We start from the raw sequence: 19,949 nt of genomic DNA on the forward strand, positions 1-19,949 counted from the left end.
GTGTTTCGACCTGCTCTCCCTCCGCAGCCGTGTCACGCAACTCTGCTGAGACATGTCGGGCCGATCCGCGCGGCACACCCGCGCGGTTCGGGCGTTACGACACAGGGAAGGGGAGCCGAGGGGCCGCATGAACGCACCGACCAAAGCCGCCGCGACGTCCGGAGCCGAGGCCGTCCTGCCGGCCTCGCTCGCGCCCCGGGCCGAGGGGCCGCGGATCTACAACCTGTTCCCGCTCCTGGTCGGGCGCGTCGCGGACTGGACCGCCGAATTGCCGCGGATCGCGGCCCTCGGCTTCGACTGGATCTACCTCAACCCGTTCCACCAGACCGGCGGATCGAAGAGCCTCTACGCGGTGGCCGATCCGGAGCGGCTGGACGAGCGCTTCCGCGACCCCGACGGCACGCCGGACGACGAACAGATCCGCCGCTTCTGCACCGCCGCACAGGCGCTGGGCCTGTCGGTGATGACCGACCTCGTGATCAACCACACCGCCGACGACGCGCGGCTCGCCACCGAGCGGCCCGACCTGTTCATGAAGGAGCCCGACGGCTCGATCATGCACCCGGCCGCCGTCGACCCGGACGACCCGTCGATCCGCACCGTCTGGGGTGATCTGGCCGAGCTCGACTATCACACGCCGGCCGCCCGGGACACGCTGACCCGGATCTGGGGCGCCTACGTGGCGCATCTCCAGGGGCTCGGCGTGAAGGGCTTCCGGTGCGACGCCGCCTACAAGGTGCCGCCGGAGACGTGGCGGGTGCTGATCGGGCAGGCCAAAGAGCGCGACGCTGCCTGCCTGTTCGCCGCCGAAACGCTCGGCTGCACCTTCGAGGAGGCCCGGGCCACGGCCGGCGCCGGCTTCGACTACCTGTTCAACTCCTTCGCGTGGTGGGACCTGAAGAAGCCCTGGGCGCTGGAGCAGTACGAGCGCCTGCGGGTGCTCGCCCCCTCCATCGCCTTCCCCGAGAACCACGACATGAAGCGGCTGGCCGCCGACATCGGCGGCGGCCCCGAGGCCGTGGCGCAGCACCTGCGCACCCGCTACGCGCTGGCCGCCTTCTTCTCGGCGGGCGTGCTGATGCCGATCGGCTACGAGTGGGGCTACCGCCGGGCGCTGCACGTGGTCGAGACCACCCCGCGTGACCGCGAGAACGAGACCGGCATCGACATCTCCGCGTCCATCCGGGCGATCAACGCCCTGCGGGCGGAGCTGCCGGCCGCCAACGTCGAGGGCGCGCAGGTCCGGATCTCATCCCCCGACAGCGATCTCGTGGCGCTCGCCCGCTTCGACACCGGCCACCCGGCCTCGGCCCGGCACGGGCTGATCGTGCTCTACAACCCGACCGACAAGCCGGTGCCGGTGGAGGCCGGCGCGCTCATCGCCCGCACCGGCGGCCTGCTCGGCGCCTTCGTCGACCGGACGCCCGAGGCCGAGCCGATCGCCTTCCACCCCGGCAGCGCCATCGACCTGATGCCCGGCGAGCTGCGCATCCTCGCCGCCAACGCCCAGGAGGTCGCCCGGCTTCCCGCCCGCGGGATCCCGGACGGCGAGGGCCGGGTGGTGATCGAGGCGGTGAGCCCCGAACTCGACGGCGGCCGCTCGGCGGTGAAGCGGATCGTCGGCGAGTCCCTGCGGGTCGAGGCCGACATCTTCTCCGACGGCCACGAGATCATCGACGCCGCGATCCTGTCGCGGGTCGCCGGCAGCGACAAGTCCGGCGGCGAGACCTGGCGCGAGGACCCGATGGTCTTCGTCGACAACGACCGCTGGGCCGGGCACTTCCCCCTGGAGCGGAACGCCCGCTACGAGTTCACCCTGATCGCGTGGCGCGACGCGTTCTCGTCCTGGGTGCGCGACACCCTGAAGAAGCGCGCCGCCGGCGTCGACGTCCGCCTGGAGACGATCGAGGGCGTGGCGCTGGTCGGGACCGCCGCCTCCCTGGCGCGCACCCGGGGCGGCCGCGACGCCGAGCGCCTCGCCGCGCTCGTGGCGGCGCTCGCCGCCGAGGAGACCGGCTCGGCCGCCCAGCTCGACCGGATCCTCCAGCCCGACGCGTCGCGCCTCGTGCGCCGGAACGCCGAGCGGGTGAACCTCACCCGGTATCCCGTGACCCTGCCGGTGATCGCCGACCGCCTCGCGGCCCGGTTCTCCGCCTGGTACGAGATCTTCCCGCGCTCCCAGTCGATGGACGTGAATCGCCACGGCACCTTCGACGACGTCATCCGGCGCCTGCCCGAGATCCGCGAGCTCGGCTTCGACGTCCTCTACTTCACGCCGATCCATCCCGTGGGCCGCACCAACCGCAAGGGGAAGAACAACACCCTCAAGGCCGAGCCCGGCGATGTCGGCTCGGTCTACGCGGTGGGCTCGGAGGAGGGCGGCCACGAGGCCGTGCACCCGGACCTCGGCACGCTCGCGGATTTCGAGCGGCTGGTCGCGGCGAGCCACGCCTACGGGATGGAGATCGCCCTCGACTTCGCGATCCAGTGCTCGCCCGACCATCCCTGGATCAAGAACCACCCGGAATGGTTCGAGTGGCGCCCCGACGGCACGCTGAAATTCGCCGAGAACCCGCCGAAGAAGTACGAGGACATCTCGAACGTCCATTTCTACGGCGGTGCCCTGCCCTCGCTCTGGATCGAATTGCGCGACATCCTGCTCGGCTGGTGCGCCCGGGGCGTGCGCATCTTCCGGGTCGACAACCCGCACACCAAGCCGATCCCGTTCTGGGAATGGGTGATCGGCGAGGTCAACGGCCGCTATCCGGACGCGATCTTCCTCGCCGAGGCCTTCACCCGGCCGAAGATGATGAAGAAGCTCGCCAAGGCCGGCTACCAGCAGAGCTACACCTACTTCACGTGGCGCAACACCAAGCAGGAACTGACCGACTACGCCCTGGAGCTGGCCGGCGAGATGGGCGAGTATTACCGCCCGAATTTCTTCGCCAACACGCCCGACATCAACCCGTACTTCCTCCAGACCAGCGGGCGCGCGGGCTTCGTCATCCGCGGCACGCTCGCCGCGACCCTCTCGTCGGTCTACGGCATCTACAACGGCTTCGAGCTGTGCGAGGCCGCGCCGTACCCGGGCAAGGAGGAGTACCTCAACTCGGAAAAGTACGAGCTGAAGGCCTGGGACTACGACCGGCCCGGCAACATCCGCGAGCACATCGTCAAGCTCAACAGGATCCGGCGCGAGAATCCCGCCCTCTGGGACTTCCGCAACGTCACCTTCACGGGCGCCTGGAACGATCAGATCATCGCCTACGCCAAGGCGACGCCGGAGCGCGACAACTGCATCTTCACCATGGTCAACCTCGATCCGAAGAACCGCCAGGAATGCACCTACGAGGTGCCGCTCTGGCTGTTCGGCTTGCCCGATGACGGGGCCGTCGAGGTCGAGGATCTGCTGCAGGGCTACCGGTTCGAGCTGCGCGGCAAGACCCACCGGATCGCCCTCGACCCGGCGGAGCGGTCCTGCGTCATCTGGCGCCTCCGGGCGCCGCGGCGGGTTGCGGGCTGAGGCCGCCCGTGGCACTCGACCATGACACGTGAGACCGGCGGCGGCTTGTCCGTCGCCGACCATTGCACCCCGCGCGGCGGCCCACCGCCCGCGTCCCGGCCGGTCCCCCCGCCGGTTCCGTCAGATTCGACCGATGAGGCAGCGACGCGATGATCGATCGCAGCGACCCGCAATGGTACCGTGACGCCATCATCTACCAGATCCACGTCAAGTCGTTCTTCGACTCGAACAACGACGGGATCGGGGACTTCGAGGGCCTGACCCAGCGCCTCGACTACGTCCGGGACCTCGGCGTCACGGCGATCTGGCTGATGCCGTTCTACCCCTCGCCGCTGCGCGACGACGGCTACGACATCGCCGACTACCGGGACATCAACCCGTCCTACGGGACCATGGACGACTTCAAGGCCTTCGTGGAGGCGGCGCACGAGCGGGGCCTGCGGGTCATCACCGAGCTCGTCATCAACCACACCAGCGACCAGCACCCCTGGTTCCAGGCCGCCCGCGAGGCGCCCCCCGGCTCGCCGGAGCGCGAGTTCTACGTCTGGTCGGACACCGACGAGCCGTACAAGGATACGCGGATCATCTTCCTCGACACCGAGGCCTCGAACTGGACCTGGGATCCGGTCGCCAAGCAGTATTTCTGGCACCGGTTCTACAGCCACCAGCCGGACCTGAACTTCGACAACCCGGCCGTGCTGGAGGCCGTGATCGAGGTCATGCGCTACTGGCTCGACATGGGCGTCGACGGCCTGCGCCTCGACGCGATCCCCTACCTGATCGAGCGCGACGGCACGAACTGCGAGAACCTCGCCGAGACGCACGACGTCATCAAGGCGATCCGCGCCGCGCTCGACGCCAGCTACCCGGACCGGATGCTGCTCGCCGAGGCCAACCAGTGGCCCGAGGAGACCGCCCAGTATTTCGGCGACGGCGACGAATGCCACATGGCGTTCCACTTCCCGCTGATGCCGCGGATGTACATGGCGATCGCCCGGGAGGACCGGCACCCGATCACCGACATCATGCGCCAGACCCCGGAGATCCCCGAGGGCTGCCAGTGGGCGATTTTCTTGCGGAACCACGACGAGCTGACCTTGGAAATGGTCACCGCCGAGGAGCGTGACTACCTCTGGTCGTTCTACGCCGCCGAGCGGCGCGCCCGGATCAACCTCGGCATCCGCCGCCGCCTCGCGCCGCTGCTGGAGAACGACCGGCGCAAGATCGAGCTGATGAAGTCCCTCGTCCTGTCGATGCCCGGCACGCCGGTGCTCTACTACGGCGACGAGATCGGGATGGGCGACAACATCTACCTCGGCGACCGCGACGGCGTGCGCACGCCCATGCAGTGGACCCCCGACCGCAACGGCGGCTTCTCCCGGGCGAACCCGCAGCGCCTGTTCCTGCCGGCGATCCAGGACCCGATCTACGGGTTCGACGCGATCAACGTCGAGGCGCAGACCCAGGCGCAGACGAGCCTGCTGAACTGGACGCGGCGGATGATCGCGATCCGCAACAACAGCGTCGCCCTGGGGCGCGGCACGATCCAGTTCCTCTATCCGGGCAACCGCAAGGTCCTGGCCTGGATCCGCGAGCACGAGGACGAGCGGATCCTGTGCGTGGCGAACCTGTCCCGGGCGCCGCAGGCGGTGCAGCTCGACCTGTCGGAGCTGCGCACCGCGGTGCCGATCGAATTGACCGGCGGCACCGAGTTCCCGCCGATCGGCGACCTGCCCTACCTGCTGACCCTGCCGTCCTACGGGTTCTACTGGTTCAGCTTGAGCGCCGCCCGCTCCGGCGCGGTCGGGCCGCAGCAGGAGCCGCCGGAGCTGTTCACCCTGGTGCTCACCGGCGGCATCGAGACCCTGATGAGCGGGCGGGAGCGCGTCGCCTTCGAGCGCACCGTGGTGCCGCCGTTCCTGATGAGCCGGCGCTGGTTCGGCGCCAAGGGCTCGCGGATCAGGGCCACCAAGGTCATCGACTGCGCCGCCCTGAAGGACGTCGACGGCAGCGCGCGCTTCCTGCTGCCGCGGCTGCAGGTGCAGCTCGCCAACGGCGAGAGCCACGAGTACTTCGTGCCCGTGGGCGTCGACGAGGGCCGCGAGGACGAGACGCTGCTGCCCTTCGCGGTGGCGCGGGTGCGCCGCGGCCCCCGCACCGGCCTGCTCTACGGGGCGGCCGGCTCCAACGACTTCGCCGCCTGCCTGATCGACGACATGCGCGAGGGCACCGAGATCCCTACCGAGAGCGGGCGGCTGGTCTTCGCCACCACCTCGGCCTTCGACCCGGAGGTCACGGTCGACGTGGCCGACATCCGCCGGCTCTCGGCCGAGCAGAGCAACACCTCGATCGCCATCGGCTCGAAGATGATGCTCAAGCTCCTGCGCCGTCTGCAGCCGGGCATGCATCCCGAGATCGAGGTCGGGCGCTTCCTCACCGAGCAGGCGGATTTTTCCAATACGCCCGCCCTGCTCGGCACGCTCGAACACGTGGCCGAGGACGGCACCCGCACGGCCCTCGCGGTGCTCCAGAAATTCGTCATGAACCAGGGCGACGCCTGGACGCTGATGCTGGAGGGCCTGCGCCGGGACTTCGAGACCGTGGTGCTCACCCCCGAGAGCGAGGCCGCTACGCCTGAGGAGGCGTTCCAGGCCCACCGGCCCTGGGCGGACCTGCTCGGGCGGCGCACCGCCGAATTGCACGCGGCGCTCGCCATCGGGACCGACGACCCGGCCTTCGCGGCCGAGCCCTTCGGCGAGGACGACCTCGCGGTGCTGGCCCGCGACGCGCGCCATCAGGCCGAGCGCGCCTTCCGGGCTCTGAAGGGCCTCGCCGACCGGGGCCTCGATGCCGGCAAGCCGGCCTGCGCGGAACTCGGCCAGCGCCGGAGCGAGGTCGAGGCGCTGATCGCGGCGCTCTCCGCGGAACCGGTGCGGGGCGCCCACAAGACCCGCATCCACGGCGACTACCACCTGGGTCAGGTGCTGGTCGCCGAGAACGACCTGATCATCGTCGACTTCGAGGGCGAGCCCTCGCGCCCGGCCGACGAGCGCCGGGCCAAGTCGATGCCGCTGCGCGACGTCGCCGGACTGATGCGCTCCTTCGCGTACGGCGCCGAGACCGTGACCCGCGAGATCGCCGCCCGGTTCGCCGATGCCGAGGAGCGGGCGCGGGGCGCCGCCACCGCGTGGCGCGGCATGATCGAGGCGGCCTTCCTCGCCGGCTACGAGGCGGCCGTCGAGGGCTCCCGGGCGGCGGTGACCGATCCGGAGAGCCGGACCCGGCTGCTGCGCCTCTGCCTGCTGACCAAGGCGCTCTACGAGGTCGACTACGAGGCCAACAACCGGCCGGACTGGATCGAAATCCCCGCCCGTGGGGTTCTCACCATTCTGGACACGGACGGACACGAGCCCGGAGCATCTGAATGACGGTGATCGACGAGACCTTCGCAACGCGGGTCGACCCGGAGGGGGCGACGGCGCGGTCCGCGGATGTCCCGGGCTCCGGCGCCGCGCAGCCGCCGAGCGTCCATCCGGACGCGATCGCCGCGCTGATGGCGGCCAACCACGGCGATCCCTTCTCGGTGCTCGGCCCCCACCGGGTCGGGCCGAAGGCCTGGGAGGTGCGCGCCGTGCTGCCCGAGGCGCGGGCCGCCACCCTGGTCATGGACGGCCGCACCGTGCCGTTCGAGAAGCGCCACCCGGAGGGGTTCTGGGTCGCGAAGGCCGAGGGCGAGCACCGGCCCCTCTACGAGATCGAGGTGGAATCCTGGGACGGCGCCAAGCGCCGCCGCTACGACCCCTACGGCTTCGGCTCCTCCATCGAGCAGTACGACGTGGCGGCTCTGCGCGAGGTCGGCACCAACCTCGTCTACCGGATGCTCGGCGCCCAGTCGGGCCAGCTCGACGGCATCGACGGCTTCCGCTTCGCCGTCTGGGCGCCCAACGCCCGCAAGGTCAGCGTGGTCGGCGACTTCAACGAGTGGGACGGACGGCGCCACCCGATGCGCCTCTGGCAGGACGGCGGCATCTGGGAGCTGTTCGTGCCGGGCCTCAAGGCCGGCGTGCGCTACAAGTTCGAGATCCGCGGCCCCGACGGCGCCCTCGTGCCGCTCAAGGCCGACCCGGTCGCCTTCGCGGCCCAGCACCCGCCGGAGACCGCCTCGGTCACCCACGGGACCGGGGAGTTCGACTGGCGCGATTCCGGCTGGATGACGACCCGCGGCGCCAAGGACCCCCGCCACGCGGCGATCTCGGTCTACGAGGTCCATCTCGGCTCCTGGGCGCGGGTGCCCGAGGAGGGCAACCGCTACCTGACCTACCGGGAACTCGCCGAGCGCCTGATCCCCTACGTCAAGGATCTCGGCTTCACCCATATCGAGATGCTGCCGATCACCGAGTTCCCGTTCGACGGGTCCTGGGGCTACCAGCCGGTCTCGCTGTTCGCGCCGACGAGCCGCTTCGGCAGCCCTGAGGACTTCGCGGCCTTCGTGGACGCCGCGCACGAGGCCGGCATCGGCGTGCTGCTCGACTGGGTGCCGGGCCACTTCCCCCTCGACGCCCACGGGCTCGGCCTGTTCGACGGCACCCACCTCTACGAGCACGCCGACCCCCGGCAGGGCTTCCACCAGGACTGGGGCACCTACATCTACAATTTCGGGCGCACGGAGGTGGCGACGTTCCTCGCCGCCAATGCCCGGTTCTGGCTGGAGCACTACCACCTCGACGGCCTGCGGGTGGATGCCGTGGCGTCGATGCTCTACCTCGACTATTCGCGGCGCCAGGGCGAGTGGATCCCGAACCGCTACGGCGGCAACGAGAATCTCGACGCCATCGACTTCATGCGCAAGACCAACGAGGCGACCTACAGCCACGCCCCGGGCACGATCACGGTGGCGGAGGAATCGACCTCCTGGCCCGGCGTCTCGCACCCGACCTACACGGGCGGCCTGGGTTTCGGCTTCAAGTGGAACATGGGCTGGATGCACGACACCCTGCATTACATGCAGGAGGATCCGATCCACCGCCGCTACCACCACCACAACCTGACCTTCGGGCTGCTCTACGCCTTCTCGGAGAATTTCATCCTGCCGCTGTCCCATGACGAGGTGGTGCACGGGAAGGGCTCGCTGCTCGGCAAGATGCCGGGCGACCGCTGGCAGAAATTCGCGAATCTGCGCGCCTATTACGGCTTCATGTGGGGGCATCCCGGCAAGAAGCTGCTGTTCATGGGCGGTGAGTTCGGCCAGGAGCGGGAGTGGAACCACGACAACAGCCTGGACTGGCACCTGCTGGAGGATCCCCTGCACAAGGGCGTCCAGAGCGTGATCCGCGACCTCAACCGGCTCTACACCGCGACGCCCGCCCTCTACAGCCGCGACGTCGAGCATACCGGCTTCCAGTGGCTGGTGGCGGACGACCAGGACAACAGCGTGATCGCCTGGGCCCGCAAGGGCGCCAAGCCCGGCGAGGTGGCGATCGTGGTGGCGAACTTCACGCCGGTGCCGCGGGAGGGCTACCGGATCGGCGTGCCGCAGGCGGGGTTCTACCGCGAGGCGTTCAACTCGGATGCCGGGATCTACGGCGGTTCGAACCTCGGCAACCAGGGCGGCCGCCAGACCGAGGATCAGGCGAGCCACGGCCAGAAGCAGAGCCTGTCGCTGACCCTGCCGCCGCTGGCGACGATGATCTTTTTGTTGCAGGGGTAGGACTCACGCGCACCGCGCGTCTCCCTCCCCCCTTGCGGGGGAGGGAGGATCGCAGGACCGTTGGGCGCCTTTTACGCCGCCCGCCAGCGCAGCCCGACGCTGTTGCCGATGGCGCGGCCGTAGAGCCCGGCGTAGTTGTCGGCGGCCTGATCCCAGCCGAAGCGGGCCGCCATGGCCCGCCGCCGCATGGCGTTGAGGCGCTTCTTCTGGCCGAAGGCCTCCAGCGCCCGCCGCAAAGCCGCCCCGAAGGACGCCGCCGAGGCCTCCCCGAAGGTGAAGCCTGTCACCCCGTCCTCGACCGTGTCGGCGAGGCCGCCGGTCCGCCGCACGATCGGCAGGGAGCCGAAGCGCTGCGCGTACATCTGGGCCAGCCCGCAGGGCTCGAAGCGCGAGGGCATCAGCAGGAAGTCGCTGCCGGCGAACATCCGCCGGGCCTGCGCCTCCTCGAAGCCGACATGCACCCCGACCGCGTCGGGATGGCGCTTGGCGAGCCCCCGCAGGGCCTGCTCGAACCGGCCCTCGCCCTGGCCGATCACCACGAGCTGGCCGCCCTCGGCCACGATGGCCTCGGCCGCCTGCAGGCTCAGATCGATCCCCTTCTGGTGGACGAGGCGCGACACGATGGCGAAGAGCGGCCCGCGGGAGACCGCCAAGCCGAACTGCCGGCGCACCGCCTCGGCGTTCGCCCGCTTGCCCTTCCAGTCGTCGACCTCGAAGCGCGTGGCGAGGTGCGGGTCGGTGCTCGGGTCCCAGGTCTCGTCGATGCCGTTGAGGATGCCGGCGAGCCGGCCCTGGCCGGCGCGGGTGCGCAGCAGCCCGTCGAGGCCGCAGCCCATCTCGGGGGTCTGAATCTCCCGCGCGTAGGTCTCGCTCACCGTGGTGACCTGCGAGGCGTAGAAGATGCCGGCCTTCAGGAAGGAGAGCTGCCCGTAGAACTCGGCGCCGTCCACCTGGAAGGCGGAATCGGGCACGCCGAGGCGGGGCAGGGCGTCCCGGGGAAACAGGCCCTGGTAGGCGAGGTTGTGGATCGTCAGCACGCTCGGGACCCGCCGGCCGCGCCAGGCGAGGTAGGCGGGGGCGAGCGCCGCCTGCCAGTCGTTGAGGTGCAGGAGGTCGGCCGCCCAGTCGGGATCGGCGCCGGCGGCGAGGTCCGCCGCCGCGAGGCTGAGGCGGGCGAAGCGCAGATCGTTGTCGCCGAAATCGCCGTTCTGGTCGCCGTAGGGCGTGCCGTCGCGCTCGTAGAGATCGGGGCTCAGCAGGACGTAGATGCGCAGCCCGTCGGCCGCCTCCACGAGGCCGAGGTCGCAGGGCGGGACGCCCGCGAAGCCGTCGAGCCGGGCCACCACCGGGATCTCCGGGAAGGCGGCGCGCACCTGCCGGTAGCCGGGGATCAGGACGCGGATATCGTAATGTGGCACCAGGGCCCGGGGCAGGGCGGCCGAAACCTCGCCGAGGCCGCCGGTCTTCACGAAATCCGCCATCTCGGGCGTGGCGTACAGGATACGGCGGCGCAGCGAGGCCGGGCGGGCCGGGATTGCCGCGTGCCGGATGTTGTCACCCGCGCCGGCAGACCACTCGGCGAAGGCACCACCGAGACGCGCATCGAGCATTGAAACCGATCCTGGCCGGGCGGAATGCCCCGGTCTGGCAGAGGATCGGGCAGGCACGGCTGTCGCGATCTCAACCACGGTCAATGCTCCTCCGCCGCGACGGTTCCGTTGCGACGCACAAACTAGGCCACCGGCATCCTTAAGCCGACGTTACCCATACCGCACTGCGGCAAGAAATCACCGCGGAAATCGTGCGAGAACCGCCGAATACCCTCAGGCACGGCTTCTCAGGCGCGGCTCAGGATCACCCCTTCGGCGGCATCGAGGATCAGGGTGGAGGCGGTCCGCTCGCCCGCCCGCCCGGCGCGGGTCGAGAGCAGGATTGTCCAGTCGCCCTCGGGCAGCGGCAGGTCCTGCGCCGACCCGCCGAAGTTCAGGATCACGCGCAGAACCTGATCCTCGGCGAATCGCTCGTAGGCGAACACCTCCGTCCCCCCCGGCGGCAATGCCCGGTATCCGCCGACGGACAACGCCGCGTGGTCGCGGCGCAGGGCCAGCAGACGCCGGTGCAGGGTGAGCATCGAGGCCGGGTCCGAGCGCTGCGCCTCGACGTTGCGGGTCTCCCAATCCTCGGCGAGCGGCAGCCAGGGTTCGGCGGCGGAGAAGCCCGCGTTCGGGCCGTCGTCCCACTGCATCGGCGTGCGCTCCGGGTCGCGGCCGTGCCCGGGCTCGTTGTGCTCCCACGGGTCGCGGGCGCGCCCGGGCGGGATCGGCACGTGGCCGAGGCCGATCTCGTCGCCGTAATAGAGGGTCGGCGTGCCGCGCAAGGTGAGCAGCAGCATCGCGGCGATGCGGGCCTGATCGGCGCCGACCCGCGCGGCGATGCGCGGCTGGTCATGATTGCCCAGCACCCAGTTCGGCCAGCCGCCCTCGGGCAGGGCCGCCTCGTAATCGGCCACCAGCTCGGCCACCGCGTCGGCCCGCCAGGGCGTCTGGATCAGCTGGAAGTTGAACGGCAGGTCGGCCCCGGTGAGGTCCGGTCCGTAATAGGCCACCAGCCGCTCCACCGGCAGGTAGATCTCGCCGATCAGCACCCGCTCGCCGTACTGGCGCAGCACCGACCGCATCCCGGCGATCACGTCGAAGATCTCCGGCCGGTCGGCGGAGTAGACCTGGGTGAAGCGGTTGATCTCGGGCGAGCCCGGCGCGTAGTCGGGATTGGCCGGGTTGTCGCGAAACCCCGCATCCTTCATCAGGTGCCAGATCACGTCGACCCGGAAACCGTCGACTCCGCGCTCCAGCCAGAAGCGGAGCACGTCGTGCATGGCGTCCCGCACGGCGGGATTGCGCCAGTTGAGGTCCGGCTGCTCCTTCAGGAAGGCGTGGTAATAGTACTGACCGCTGGCCTCATCCAGCGTCCAGGCCGGGCCGCCGAAGTTCGACAGCCAGTTGTTGGGCGGGCCGCCGCCGGGGGCGGGATCGCGCCAGATATACCAGTCCCGCTTCGGGCTTGACCGCGACGACCGGCTCTCCGCGAACCAGGAATGCGCGATCGAGGAGTGGTTCGGCACGAAGTCGAGGATCACCTTCAGCCGGCGCCGGTGGGCCTCGGCGATCAGGACGTCGAAATCCGCCAGCGTTCCGAACAGCGGGTCGATCCCGCAGTAATCGGCCACGTCGTAGCCGAAATCCGCCATGGGCGAGGGGTAGACCGGCGAGATCCACACGGCGTCGACGCCGAGCCACGCGAGGTAGTCCAGGCGCGCCGTGATCCCCGGCAGATCGCCGACGCCGTCACCGTTCGTGTCCTGAAAGGAGCGGGGATAGACTTGGTAGACGGTCCCGCGCTTCCACCAGACGGTCTCGGTCATGCTGCCCCTCTCGTCTTGCCGGCCCAAGGCCGCCGCCAGGGTTACCCGCAGACCCGCGCGCTGGCGACCGCCGCCGCGCGGCGGTCCGAAGCCGTCCGAAGCCGTCCGAAGCCGCGGAGGCTCTACGTAGAGGTATGCAGGGCCTGTGACTGGAATGTCACGATGGCCTGCCATATGTTCCCGGACGTGCCCGCGCGCCGCGCTGGAGCGGCGCTGCCACGACTTCGCCGGAAGCCGACCGCACACTCGGACGCTTCGGGGCACGGATTGCCGGTCCGTTCATGCGGCGGCAATCCATCACGAGAGATAATCCGCCCACGACGCCCCGGCAGAGAATCCGGGGATCAGATTTTTGGGGGACCCGCACGTGTTGAACGACGTTCTGATCCGGCCCGCGCCGCAAGATGCCGCCCGCCAGGATGCTGCTCGACAGGATACCGCCCGTGACGCGCGCGCTCCGGAGGCTCCGGTGGCCGCTTCATGGACCGCCCCGGTCCTGTCCGCAAGTGGCGATGCGGTAGTGGACCTGCGGGAATCGATCCGCGCCAAGCTCGCCTTCGCGCTGGGCCGGACGCCGGAGAGCGCCCGCCCGCGGGACTGGTTCGCGGCGACCGCCCTCGCCCTGCGCGAGCGGATCGTGGCGGCCTGCATGGCGTCCGAGCGCAGCGTGCCGAACAAGCGCGTCTACTACCTGTCGCTGGAGTTCCTGATCGGCCGGCTGATGTCGGACGCGATGAACAACCTCGGCCTGACCGAGACCACCCGCGCCGCGCTCCGCGAACTCGGGGTCGATCTCGACGCCGTACAGGAGGCCGAGCCGGACGCGGCGCTCGGCAACGGCGGCCTCGGGCGGCTGGCCGCCTGCTTCATGGAGAGCATGGCCAGCATCGGCATCCCGGCCATGGGCTACGGCATCCGCTACGACCACGGCCTGTTCCGCCAGTCCTTCGAGGACGGCTGGCAGCGGGAGGCGCCGGAGACCTGGCTCGCCGAGGGCAACCCCTGGGAGTTCGCCCGGCCCGAGGCGACCTACGCGATCGGCTTCGGCGGCGCGGTCACGATGTCCTCCGCGGAAGCCGGGGTGATCCGGCGCCACTGGCAGCCCGCCGAGACCGTGCGGGCGGTGGCCCACGACGTGCCGGTGGTCGGCTGGCGCGGGCGCCACGTCAACGCCCTGCGCCTGTGGAAGGCCGAGGCCGGCGAGCCCGTGGACCTCGCCCGCTTCAACGGCGGCGACCATGTCGGCGCGGTGGCGGCGCGGATGCGCGCCGAGGCGATCTCCCGGGTGCTCTACCCGAGCGACTCCTCGGCCGAGGGCCAGGAGCTGCGCCTGCGCCAGGAATACTTCTTCACCGCGGCCTCGATCCAGGATCTCGTGGCCCGCCACGTGGCGGAGCGCGGCGACGTCCGGTCCCTGCCGGACCACGCGGCGATCCAGCTCAACGACACGCATCCGGCGATCGCCGTGCCGGAGCTGATGCGGCTCCTGCTCGACGTCTACGGCCTCGCCTGGGAGGATGCGTGGCACGTCACCACCCACACGCTGCACTACACGAACCACACCCTCCTGCCCGAGGCGCTGGAGACCTGGCCGGTGGAGCTGATGGAGCGGCTGCTGCCGCGCCACATGCAGATCATCTACCTGATCAACTGGATGCACCTGGAGGAGCAGGCCAAGCACGGCCGGCAAGGGTCGGCGGATGCCGCCGCCTACCTCGCCGCGATCTCGCTGATCGACGAGTCGCACGGCCGCCGGGTGCGCATGGGGCACCTCGCCTTCCACGGCGCCCGCCGGGTCAACGGCGTCTCGGCGCTGCACACGGACCTGATGCGCTCCACGGTCTTCTCGGACCTGCACGCGCTGGATCCGGACAAGATCGTCAACAAGACCAACGGCATCACCTTCCGCCGCTGGTTCCACAACGCCAATCCGGGCCTCACCCGGCTCGCCGTGGAGACGGTGGGGGCGGGCGTCCTCGACAACCCCGAGCTGCTGCGCGGCCTCGAGGCCCAGGCCGAGGATCCGGCCTTCGTGGCGCGCTACGCGGCCGTGCGCCGGGAGCGCAAGGAAGCCCTGGCGGCGATCATCGCCGAGCGCACCGGCATCGACGTCGATCCGGCCGCGCTGTTCGACGTCCAGGTCAAGCGCATCCACGAGTACAAGCGCCAGCTCCTCAACATCATCGAGACCGTGGCGCTCTACCAGGCGATCAAGGCCGAGCCGCACCGGGACTGGACGCCCCGGGTGAAGATCTTCGCCGGCAAGGCGGCGCCGAGCTACGTCCAGGCGAAGCTGATCATCAAGCTCGCCTGCGACGTCGCCAGGGCGGTGAACGACGATCCCGAGGTCGCCGACCGGCTGAAGGTGGTGTTCCTGCCGAACTACTCGGTGAGCCTCGCCGAATCGATCATCCCGGCCGCCGACCTGTCGGAGCAGATCTCCACGGCCGGCATGGAGGCCTCGGGCACCGGCAACATGAAGTTCGCCCTCAACGGCGCGCTGACCGTGGGCACCCTCGACGGCGCCAACATCGAGATCCGCGACCATGTCGGGGCGGAGAACATCTTCATCTTCGGCCTGGAGGCCGACGGGGTGCGGGCCCGGCAGGCCGAGCCGGACTACGCGGCCCGGGCGATCGAGGCCTCGCCGCGGCTGGCGGCGGCCCTCGACATGATCGCCGCGGGGCGGTTCTCGCCGGATGAGCCGGGCCGGTTCCGGCCGCTCACCGACGACCTGCGCCGGCGCGACCAGTACCTCCTCACCGCCGATTTCGACGATTACTGGCGGGTTCAGCGCGCCATCGACGCCGCGTGGCGCGATCCGCGCGGCTGGTGGGCCAAGGCGATCCGCAACACCGCCCGCATGGCGTGGTTCTCCTCCGACCGGGCGATGCGCGAATACGCCGGGGAGATCTGGCGGGTCCGGCTGGGCTGAGCCCCCGGCCCGCCCCCGAGGGGCGGGTCGGCCGTGCGGACGTCCGCCGTCTTCGGAAGGCCCCGCGGCTCTCAGGCGGCGCGGACGCCGACCAGGAAGCGGCCAACCTCCGCCGAGAGCCGCTCGGACTGGCGCGACAGGGCGGTGGCGGCCGTGAGCACGTGATCGGCCGCGACCCCCGTCCGCTCCGACGCCTCGGCGACGCCGGCGATCGTGCCGGTCACCTCGGTGGCACCCCGCGTCGCGTGGGCGATGTTGCGCACGATCTCCTGGGTCGCCGCGCCCTGCTCCTCCACGGCCGCGGCGATCGCGATCGCGACCCCGTTGATCTCGCGGATCCGCGCGATGATCGTGCCGATCGCCGCGACCGCGGCGCCGGTCACGCCCTGGATCCGCCCGATCTGCGCGGCGATCCCGTCGGTCGCCTTGGCGGTCTTCTCGGCGAGATCCTTCACCTCGCCCGCCACCACGGCGAAGCCGCGGCCGGCCTCGCCGGCGCGGGCCGCCTCGATCGTGGCGTTGAGCGCCAGCAGGTTGGTCTGGCCGGCGATGGACGAGATCAGCCGCACAACGTCGCCGATCTCGGCGGCCGCCGCCTGCAGCTCGGACACGAGGCCGGCGGTCTGGTCGGCCTCGCCGACCGCCTGCTGGGCGAGTTCGGACGAGCCGCTCGCTTGGTGGCCGATCGCCAGGATGGCGCTGCCGAGCCGCTCGGTCGAGGCCGCGACGGTGTTGATGTTGACGGCGGCCTCCTCCGCCGCCGTCGCCACCGCGCCGGATTGGATGGCCGTCTCCCGGGCGGTCTCGGTCATCTGGTGGGCGGTGCCCTCGAGTTCATTCGCCGAGGAGGAGACGCGGTCCACGATCTTGGCCACCGCCTCCTCGAAGGTCCGGGCCAGGCCCATCATGGCGTCCTTGCGCACCCGGGCGGCTCCGGCATCCGCGAGCCGCCTGCGCTCGGCCTCGGCGGCGGCGGTGCGGGCGACCATGGCCTTGATCGCCTCGACCGCCCGGCCGACCGTCCCGATCTCGTCGCCCCGCCGCGCCTCCGCGATCGTGGCCTCGATGTCGCCCTGGGCCATGCGCTGCAGCACGGCGACGAGGCGGTGCAGGGGCCGCGTCACGCCGAACATGACGATGACCGCGGAGAGGCCCAGGGCGGCGAGCAGGCCCACCAGGGCGGAGCCGATCAGCACCGTCCGCGCCTGCTCGGCCTCCTGCTGGGTGGCGATCTTCGCCTCGCCGAGGCGGGCCGTCGCCAGCGCCTCGTAATCCTGGGCCGCCCTCTCGAACCGGGCCCGGATGTCGCGGCCCGCGACGAGGCCGGCCTGGATGGCCGCGGCCCTGTCGTTCCGGAGGGCGAGGGCGTTGGCGCGGTCGAGCAGGTCGAAATAATCCCGGGCTATCCTGCCGATGGTGCGCTGGATATCCTGAACCTCCTTTCGCCGGGAACCCGCCGCCAGCGTCTCGATGCTGTCGGCCACCGCCTTGACGGAGTCCTCGTAGCGTTTGCGATACAGGGGGAGGTCGCTCTCCGGCTGGCCGATGATGATGTTGCGGTTCATGAGGGCCGCGTCGAGGAACTTCTCCCGGACCTGCGCGAACATCTCCAGTCGCTTGAAATAATAGTCCACCAGATAGATGTTTCTCTGCTCCATGGATTTGAAAGAACTTATCGAATAGGAAATCAATATCGAACTAGCCAGCACCATGATGAGAATCGGTGCAGACATCTTCACCGTCAATTTGGCGTTTCTCAAGAACCGCATCCGCGTTGATCTCCGCCTCGACTCGGGCGGGGGCTTAGCACAGATAAATTCTTTGAATCCAGTCTTCAAAATATTTGTTTTTTGATACGATATATTTTTGCGCATTCGTCATATATTCGATCCGCATATAAATACAATGCACGCGTCAGACATGCGTAAGACAAGTTGCGGCCGTCGAGCGCCACAGCGCCTGCTGTAGGACATCGCTGGCTGTCCTGGAGGCATCGACGTCCGCGACGCCCTCGGATCGGGTCGGGAGCCGTGCCGTTCGGCTGCCGGAACCCGGCCTTCCGGTCCGATGAGCCTCGCGGCCGCCGGACGGTCTCAGAGGACCGCCATCGACAACGCGCCGCTGCCCGCTCCGGTCAGGACCGGGCTCACGCCCCACGGCCATCCGCGAGCCGCAGTGCGATGCGGCGCAGGGTGCGCGAGAGGCGGTGGCGGAGACGTGCGGCGCGCTCGGAGAGGCTCAGGCGGCGTCGGCAGAAGATGTGCGACACGCGCCCGATCCGCGGGCCCGGATCCGGCGCGCCCTTGCGCAGGGCGATGTCCGGGCGCTGCGCCGACTGCGTGATCCTCAGCAGGCGCGCGGCCGGCAGGGGGACGCTGCGGAACATCGACCGCGTGTAGTAGGAGAATTCATCGTAGGCCACGAGGCCGTGCGCGCGCCCGGTCTGATCCTCGACCGTCAGCGTCCCGGCCTGCGGCCCGTAGGTCACCAGAACGCCGATCACGTCGCGGGGACGCCCGAGCGGGACCTCGACGCGCAGGCCCTCGGGGATCTCCAGGAAATGCAGCGGGATGCCGTTGCGCCGCAATTCGAACCGGCAATCCAGGTCGGGGCGGGTACGCAGCGGCAGGGATTCGAACCGGCCCGGCAGGGTCCGGAACCGGGCGACGTAGGCGCGGCCCGGGAGCGGCGCGCGCAGGAAGCTGTAGACCAGGGTGCCGTAGAGTTCGGCGCCGGCCGGCGTGACGTGGGTCCCGTCCTTCAGGAGATAGGTGATGTCGCCGGCGCCGGCCGCCGCCACCGGGGCGGCGACGTCGAGGGCCCGGATGCCGTAGAGGGCGCGGTACTCCGCGAGCAGGCCGGCCACGGGCTCGGTCGCGTAATCGACGCCGCCCTGGTGCAGGTTGAGGAAGGCTACCGGCAGGTCCCGCCGGGCGGTCGCCGCGAGGATGTCGTCGAGATAGGCCCGCATGGTCGCGCCGTCGAAGTAGCGGACATTGCCGGTGAACAGCTCCAGAAGGACGGAGTCGCAGGGGATCGCGTCCAGGATCTCGTCGATCAGGCAGGCGATGGAGGGCAGGGAGTGGCCGCCCCAGCCGCTCCGCAGCAAGGTCACGGGGCTTCCCTCGGCCTCGGCCAGGGCATTGGCCCGCTCGACATAGCCCGGCAGCTCGGTGACGCTGTAGCCGAGGCAGAGGACGCGGAACATCGGGACTCGGATCGGCTCTGGGTCGGCGTCGCGCGGCGGCCATCTCGGCGCGGGTATCAGCGGAGTGCCACGGCGTCGAGGCGGAAGGCGGCGAGGAAGGCGGCGAGGCGGCAACGGTCGAGCCTCGCGCCGAAAGCCGGCGGCGGCCGTTCCGGCGATTCCCGGGACCGTACCCGATCGCGCTGCCATCGGGCGCGGAGAGCGCTCTAATCGAGCAGGATCGGGTAGCAGCGGGCGCCCACCGTGGCGGCGAGCACCTGCACGGCGCCGACCGTCGAGAGATCGCCGGCCACGTGGACGACGTCGGTGGCGCGCAGGCTCGGCAGATGGGCGCTCAGGGGGCCGGAGCGCACGTCCGGCGGACGCTGGCGGCCGCGGTCGGCGCAGAGCACGATCCGGGCGACGCCGGTGCGGCGCAGCCAGTCCAGGCTCTCGCGCATGTAGAGGTCGAGGGCGTCGCGGGCCCCGACCGCGAGCGTCATCTCGCGGGCGGGCTCGACATAGCGGGCCGCCCGGGCGATCGCCCAGATCGCCCCGAAGCCGGCCCCGGCCGCCACCAGCACGAGGCGTCCGCCCCCGGCGCGGTACTGCCCCCGGCCGACAGGTCCCTTCAGCCGCACCGGCTGGTCGAGCCGAAGCGCGTCGAGCGGGTCGCCCTCGGGGTCGCGGGCAAGGTGGAACACCGCCTCGTTGATCTCGGCCGCGCCGTCGACCCGCAGGGTCGGGCACAGGGTCATCGTGGGCAGCCCCGCGAAGGTCACGAGGGCCTGGTGGCCCGGCTCTCCGGTGGGACGTCGGGTCAGGGTCGCCACGACCTCGACGATGCCGGGACTGAGCCGGCGGATCTCCGTGACCGTGCCCTTCCGGACCGCGACGGGCGGCGGCGCCGCCTCCTCCTGACCCTGGATCGGAGCGCCCGGGAGGGCCGGCCGGAGGGCCTCGGCCCGGGCCCGGCGGGCCGGGTGGCGGCGGCCGGAGGCCGCGGCACTCCCCTGGCCGGCGAGCAGGTTGCCGGGCTGCGCCTGCAGCGGCGCGATCATGCCTTCGGCCAGCGCCGCCTCCAGCGGCGTGTCGCCGGTCGAGACGCGCACCGACCGGCCGTTCACGACGAGCGAGCAGCGCGCACCCATGGTCTGCCCCCGCATGTCTGCCGGC

General features: G+C 70.6%; 9 protein-coding genes. 4 read left to right on the forward strand and 5 right to left on the reverse strand.

Translation table 11 applies throughout. The features are described from left to right. The first annotated feature begins 127 nt into the window (after positions 1–127). The 3 genes from ACLBX9_RS32105 to glgB all read left to right on the forward strand — a co-directional run bounded on the left by ACLBX9_RS32105 (position 128) and on the right by glgB (position 9,230). The gene (locus ACLBX9_RS32105; RefSeq protein WP_010687038.1) at positions 128–3,523 is read left to right on the forward strand and encodes a maltotransferase domain-containing protein; all 3,396 of its coding nucleotides are present in this window, start codon (positions 128–130) and stop codon (positions 3,521–3,523) included. Between the two features lie 149 nt (positions 3,524–3,672). Beyond that, a complete protein-coding gene (treS, locus tag ACLBX9_RS32110) occupies positions 3,673–6,951 on the forward strand; it encodes a maltose alpha-D-glucosyltransferase (protein WP_447721744.1) in 3,279 nt (1,092 codons plus the stop codon). Continuing rightward, entirely contained in the window at positions 6,948–9,230 is a 2,283-nt protein-coding gene (gene glgB / locus ACLBX9_RS32115; protein ID WP_447721745.1) for a 1,4-alpha-glucan branching protein GlgB, read from the forward strand. Before treS ends, glgB begins: the two co-directional genes overlap by 4 nt. A 71-nt stretch (positions 9,231–9,301) precedes the next feature. Here glgB and glgA read toward each other — a convergent pair whose 3' ends face one another. Together glgA and ACLBX9_RS32125 are read right to left on the reverse strand one after the other, a co-directional pair. Next, a complete protein-coding gene (glgA, locus tag ACLBX9_RS32120; RefSeq protein WP_010687041.1) occupies positions 9,302–10,840 on the reverse strand; it encodes a glycogen synthase GlgA in 1,539 nt (512 codons plus the stop codon). A gap of 227 nt (positions 10,841–11,067) precedes the next feature. After that, positions 11,068–12,651 carry an alpha-amylase family glycosyl hydrolase gene (locus ACLBX9_RS32125; protein WP_010687042.1) on the reverse strand — a complete coding sequence of 528 codons (1,584 nt, stop codon included), beginning with the start codon at positions 12,649–12,651 and terminating at the stop codon, positions 11,068–11,070. Between the two features lie 469 nt (positions 12,652–13,120). Between ACLBX9_RS32125 and ACLBX9_RS32130 the strand changes: the two genes are divergently transcribed. After that, positions 13,121–15,586 carry a glycogen/starch/alpha-glucan phosphorylase gene (locus ACLBX9_RS32130; protein ID WP_244625569.1) on the forward strand — a complete coding sequence of 822 codons (2,466 nt, stop codon included), beginning with the start codon at positions 13,121–13,123 and terminating at the stop codon, positions 15,584–15,586. Between the two features lie 71 nt (positions 15,587–15,657). Here the strand turns inward: ACLBX9_RS32130 and ACLBX9_RS32135 are convergent, their stop codons facing one another. The 3 genes from ACLBX9_RS32135 to ACLBX9_RS32145 form a co-directional block, all read right to left on the reverse strand. After that, positions 15,658–17,244 (reverse strand): methyl-accepting chemotaxis protein, encoded by a 1,587-nt coding sequence (locus ACLBX9_RS32135; RefSeq protein ID WP_447721746.1) that lies wholly within the window; start codon positions 17,242–17,244, stop codon positions 15,658–15,660. Positions 17,245–17,732: 488 nt separating this feature from the next. After that, positions 17,733–18,794 (reverse strand): hypothetical protein, encoded by a 1,062-nt coding sequence (locus ACLBX9_RS32140; RefSeq protein ID WP_447721747.1) that lies wholly within the window; start codon positions 18,792–18,794, stop codon positions 17,733–17,735. 206 nt (positions 18,795–19,000) lie between these two features. Continuing rightward, on the reverse strand, positions 19,001–19,939 hold the full coding sequence (locus tag ACLBX9_RS32145; protein ID WP_039894742.1) for a ferredoxin--NAD(+) reductase: 939 nt from the start codon (positions 19,937–19,939) through the stop codon (positions 19,001–19,003). Between the last annotated feature and the right edge of the window lie 10 nt (positions 19,940–19,949).

It is taken from the genome of Methylobacterium sp. A49B, assembly GCF_053346215.1.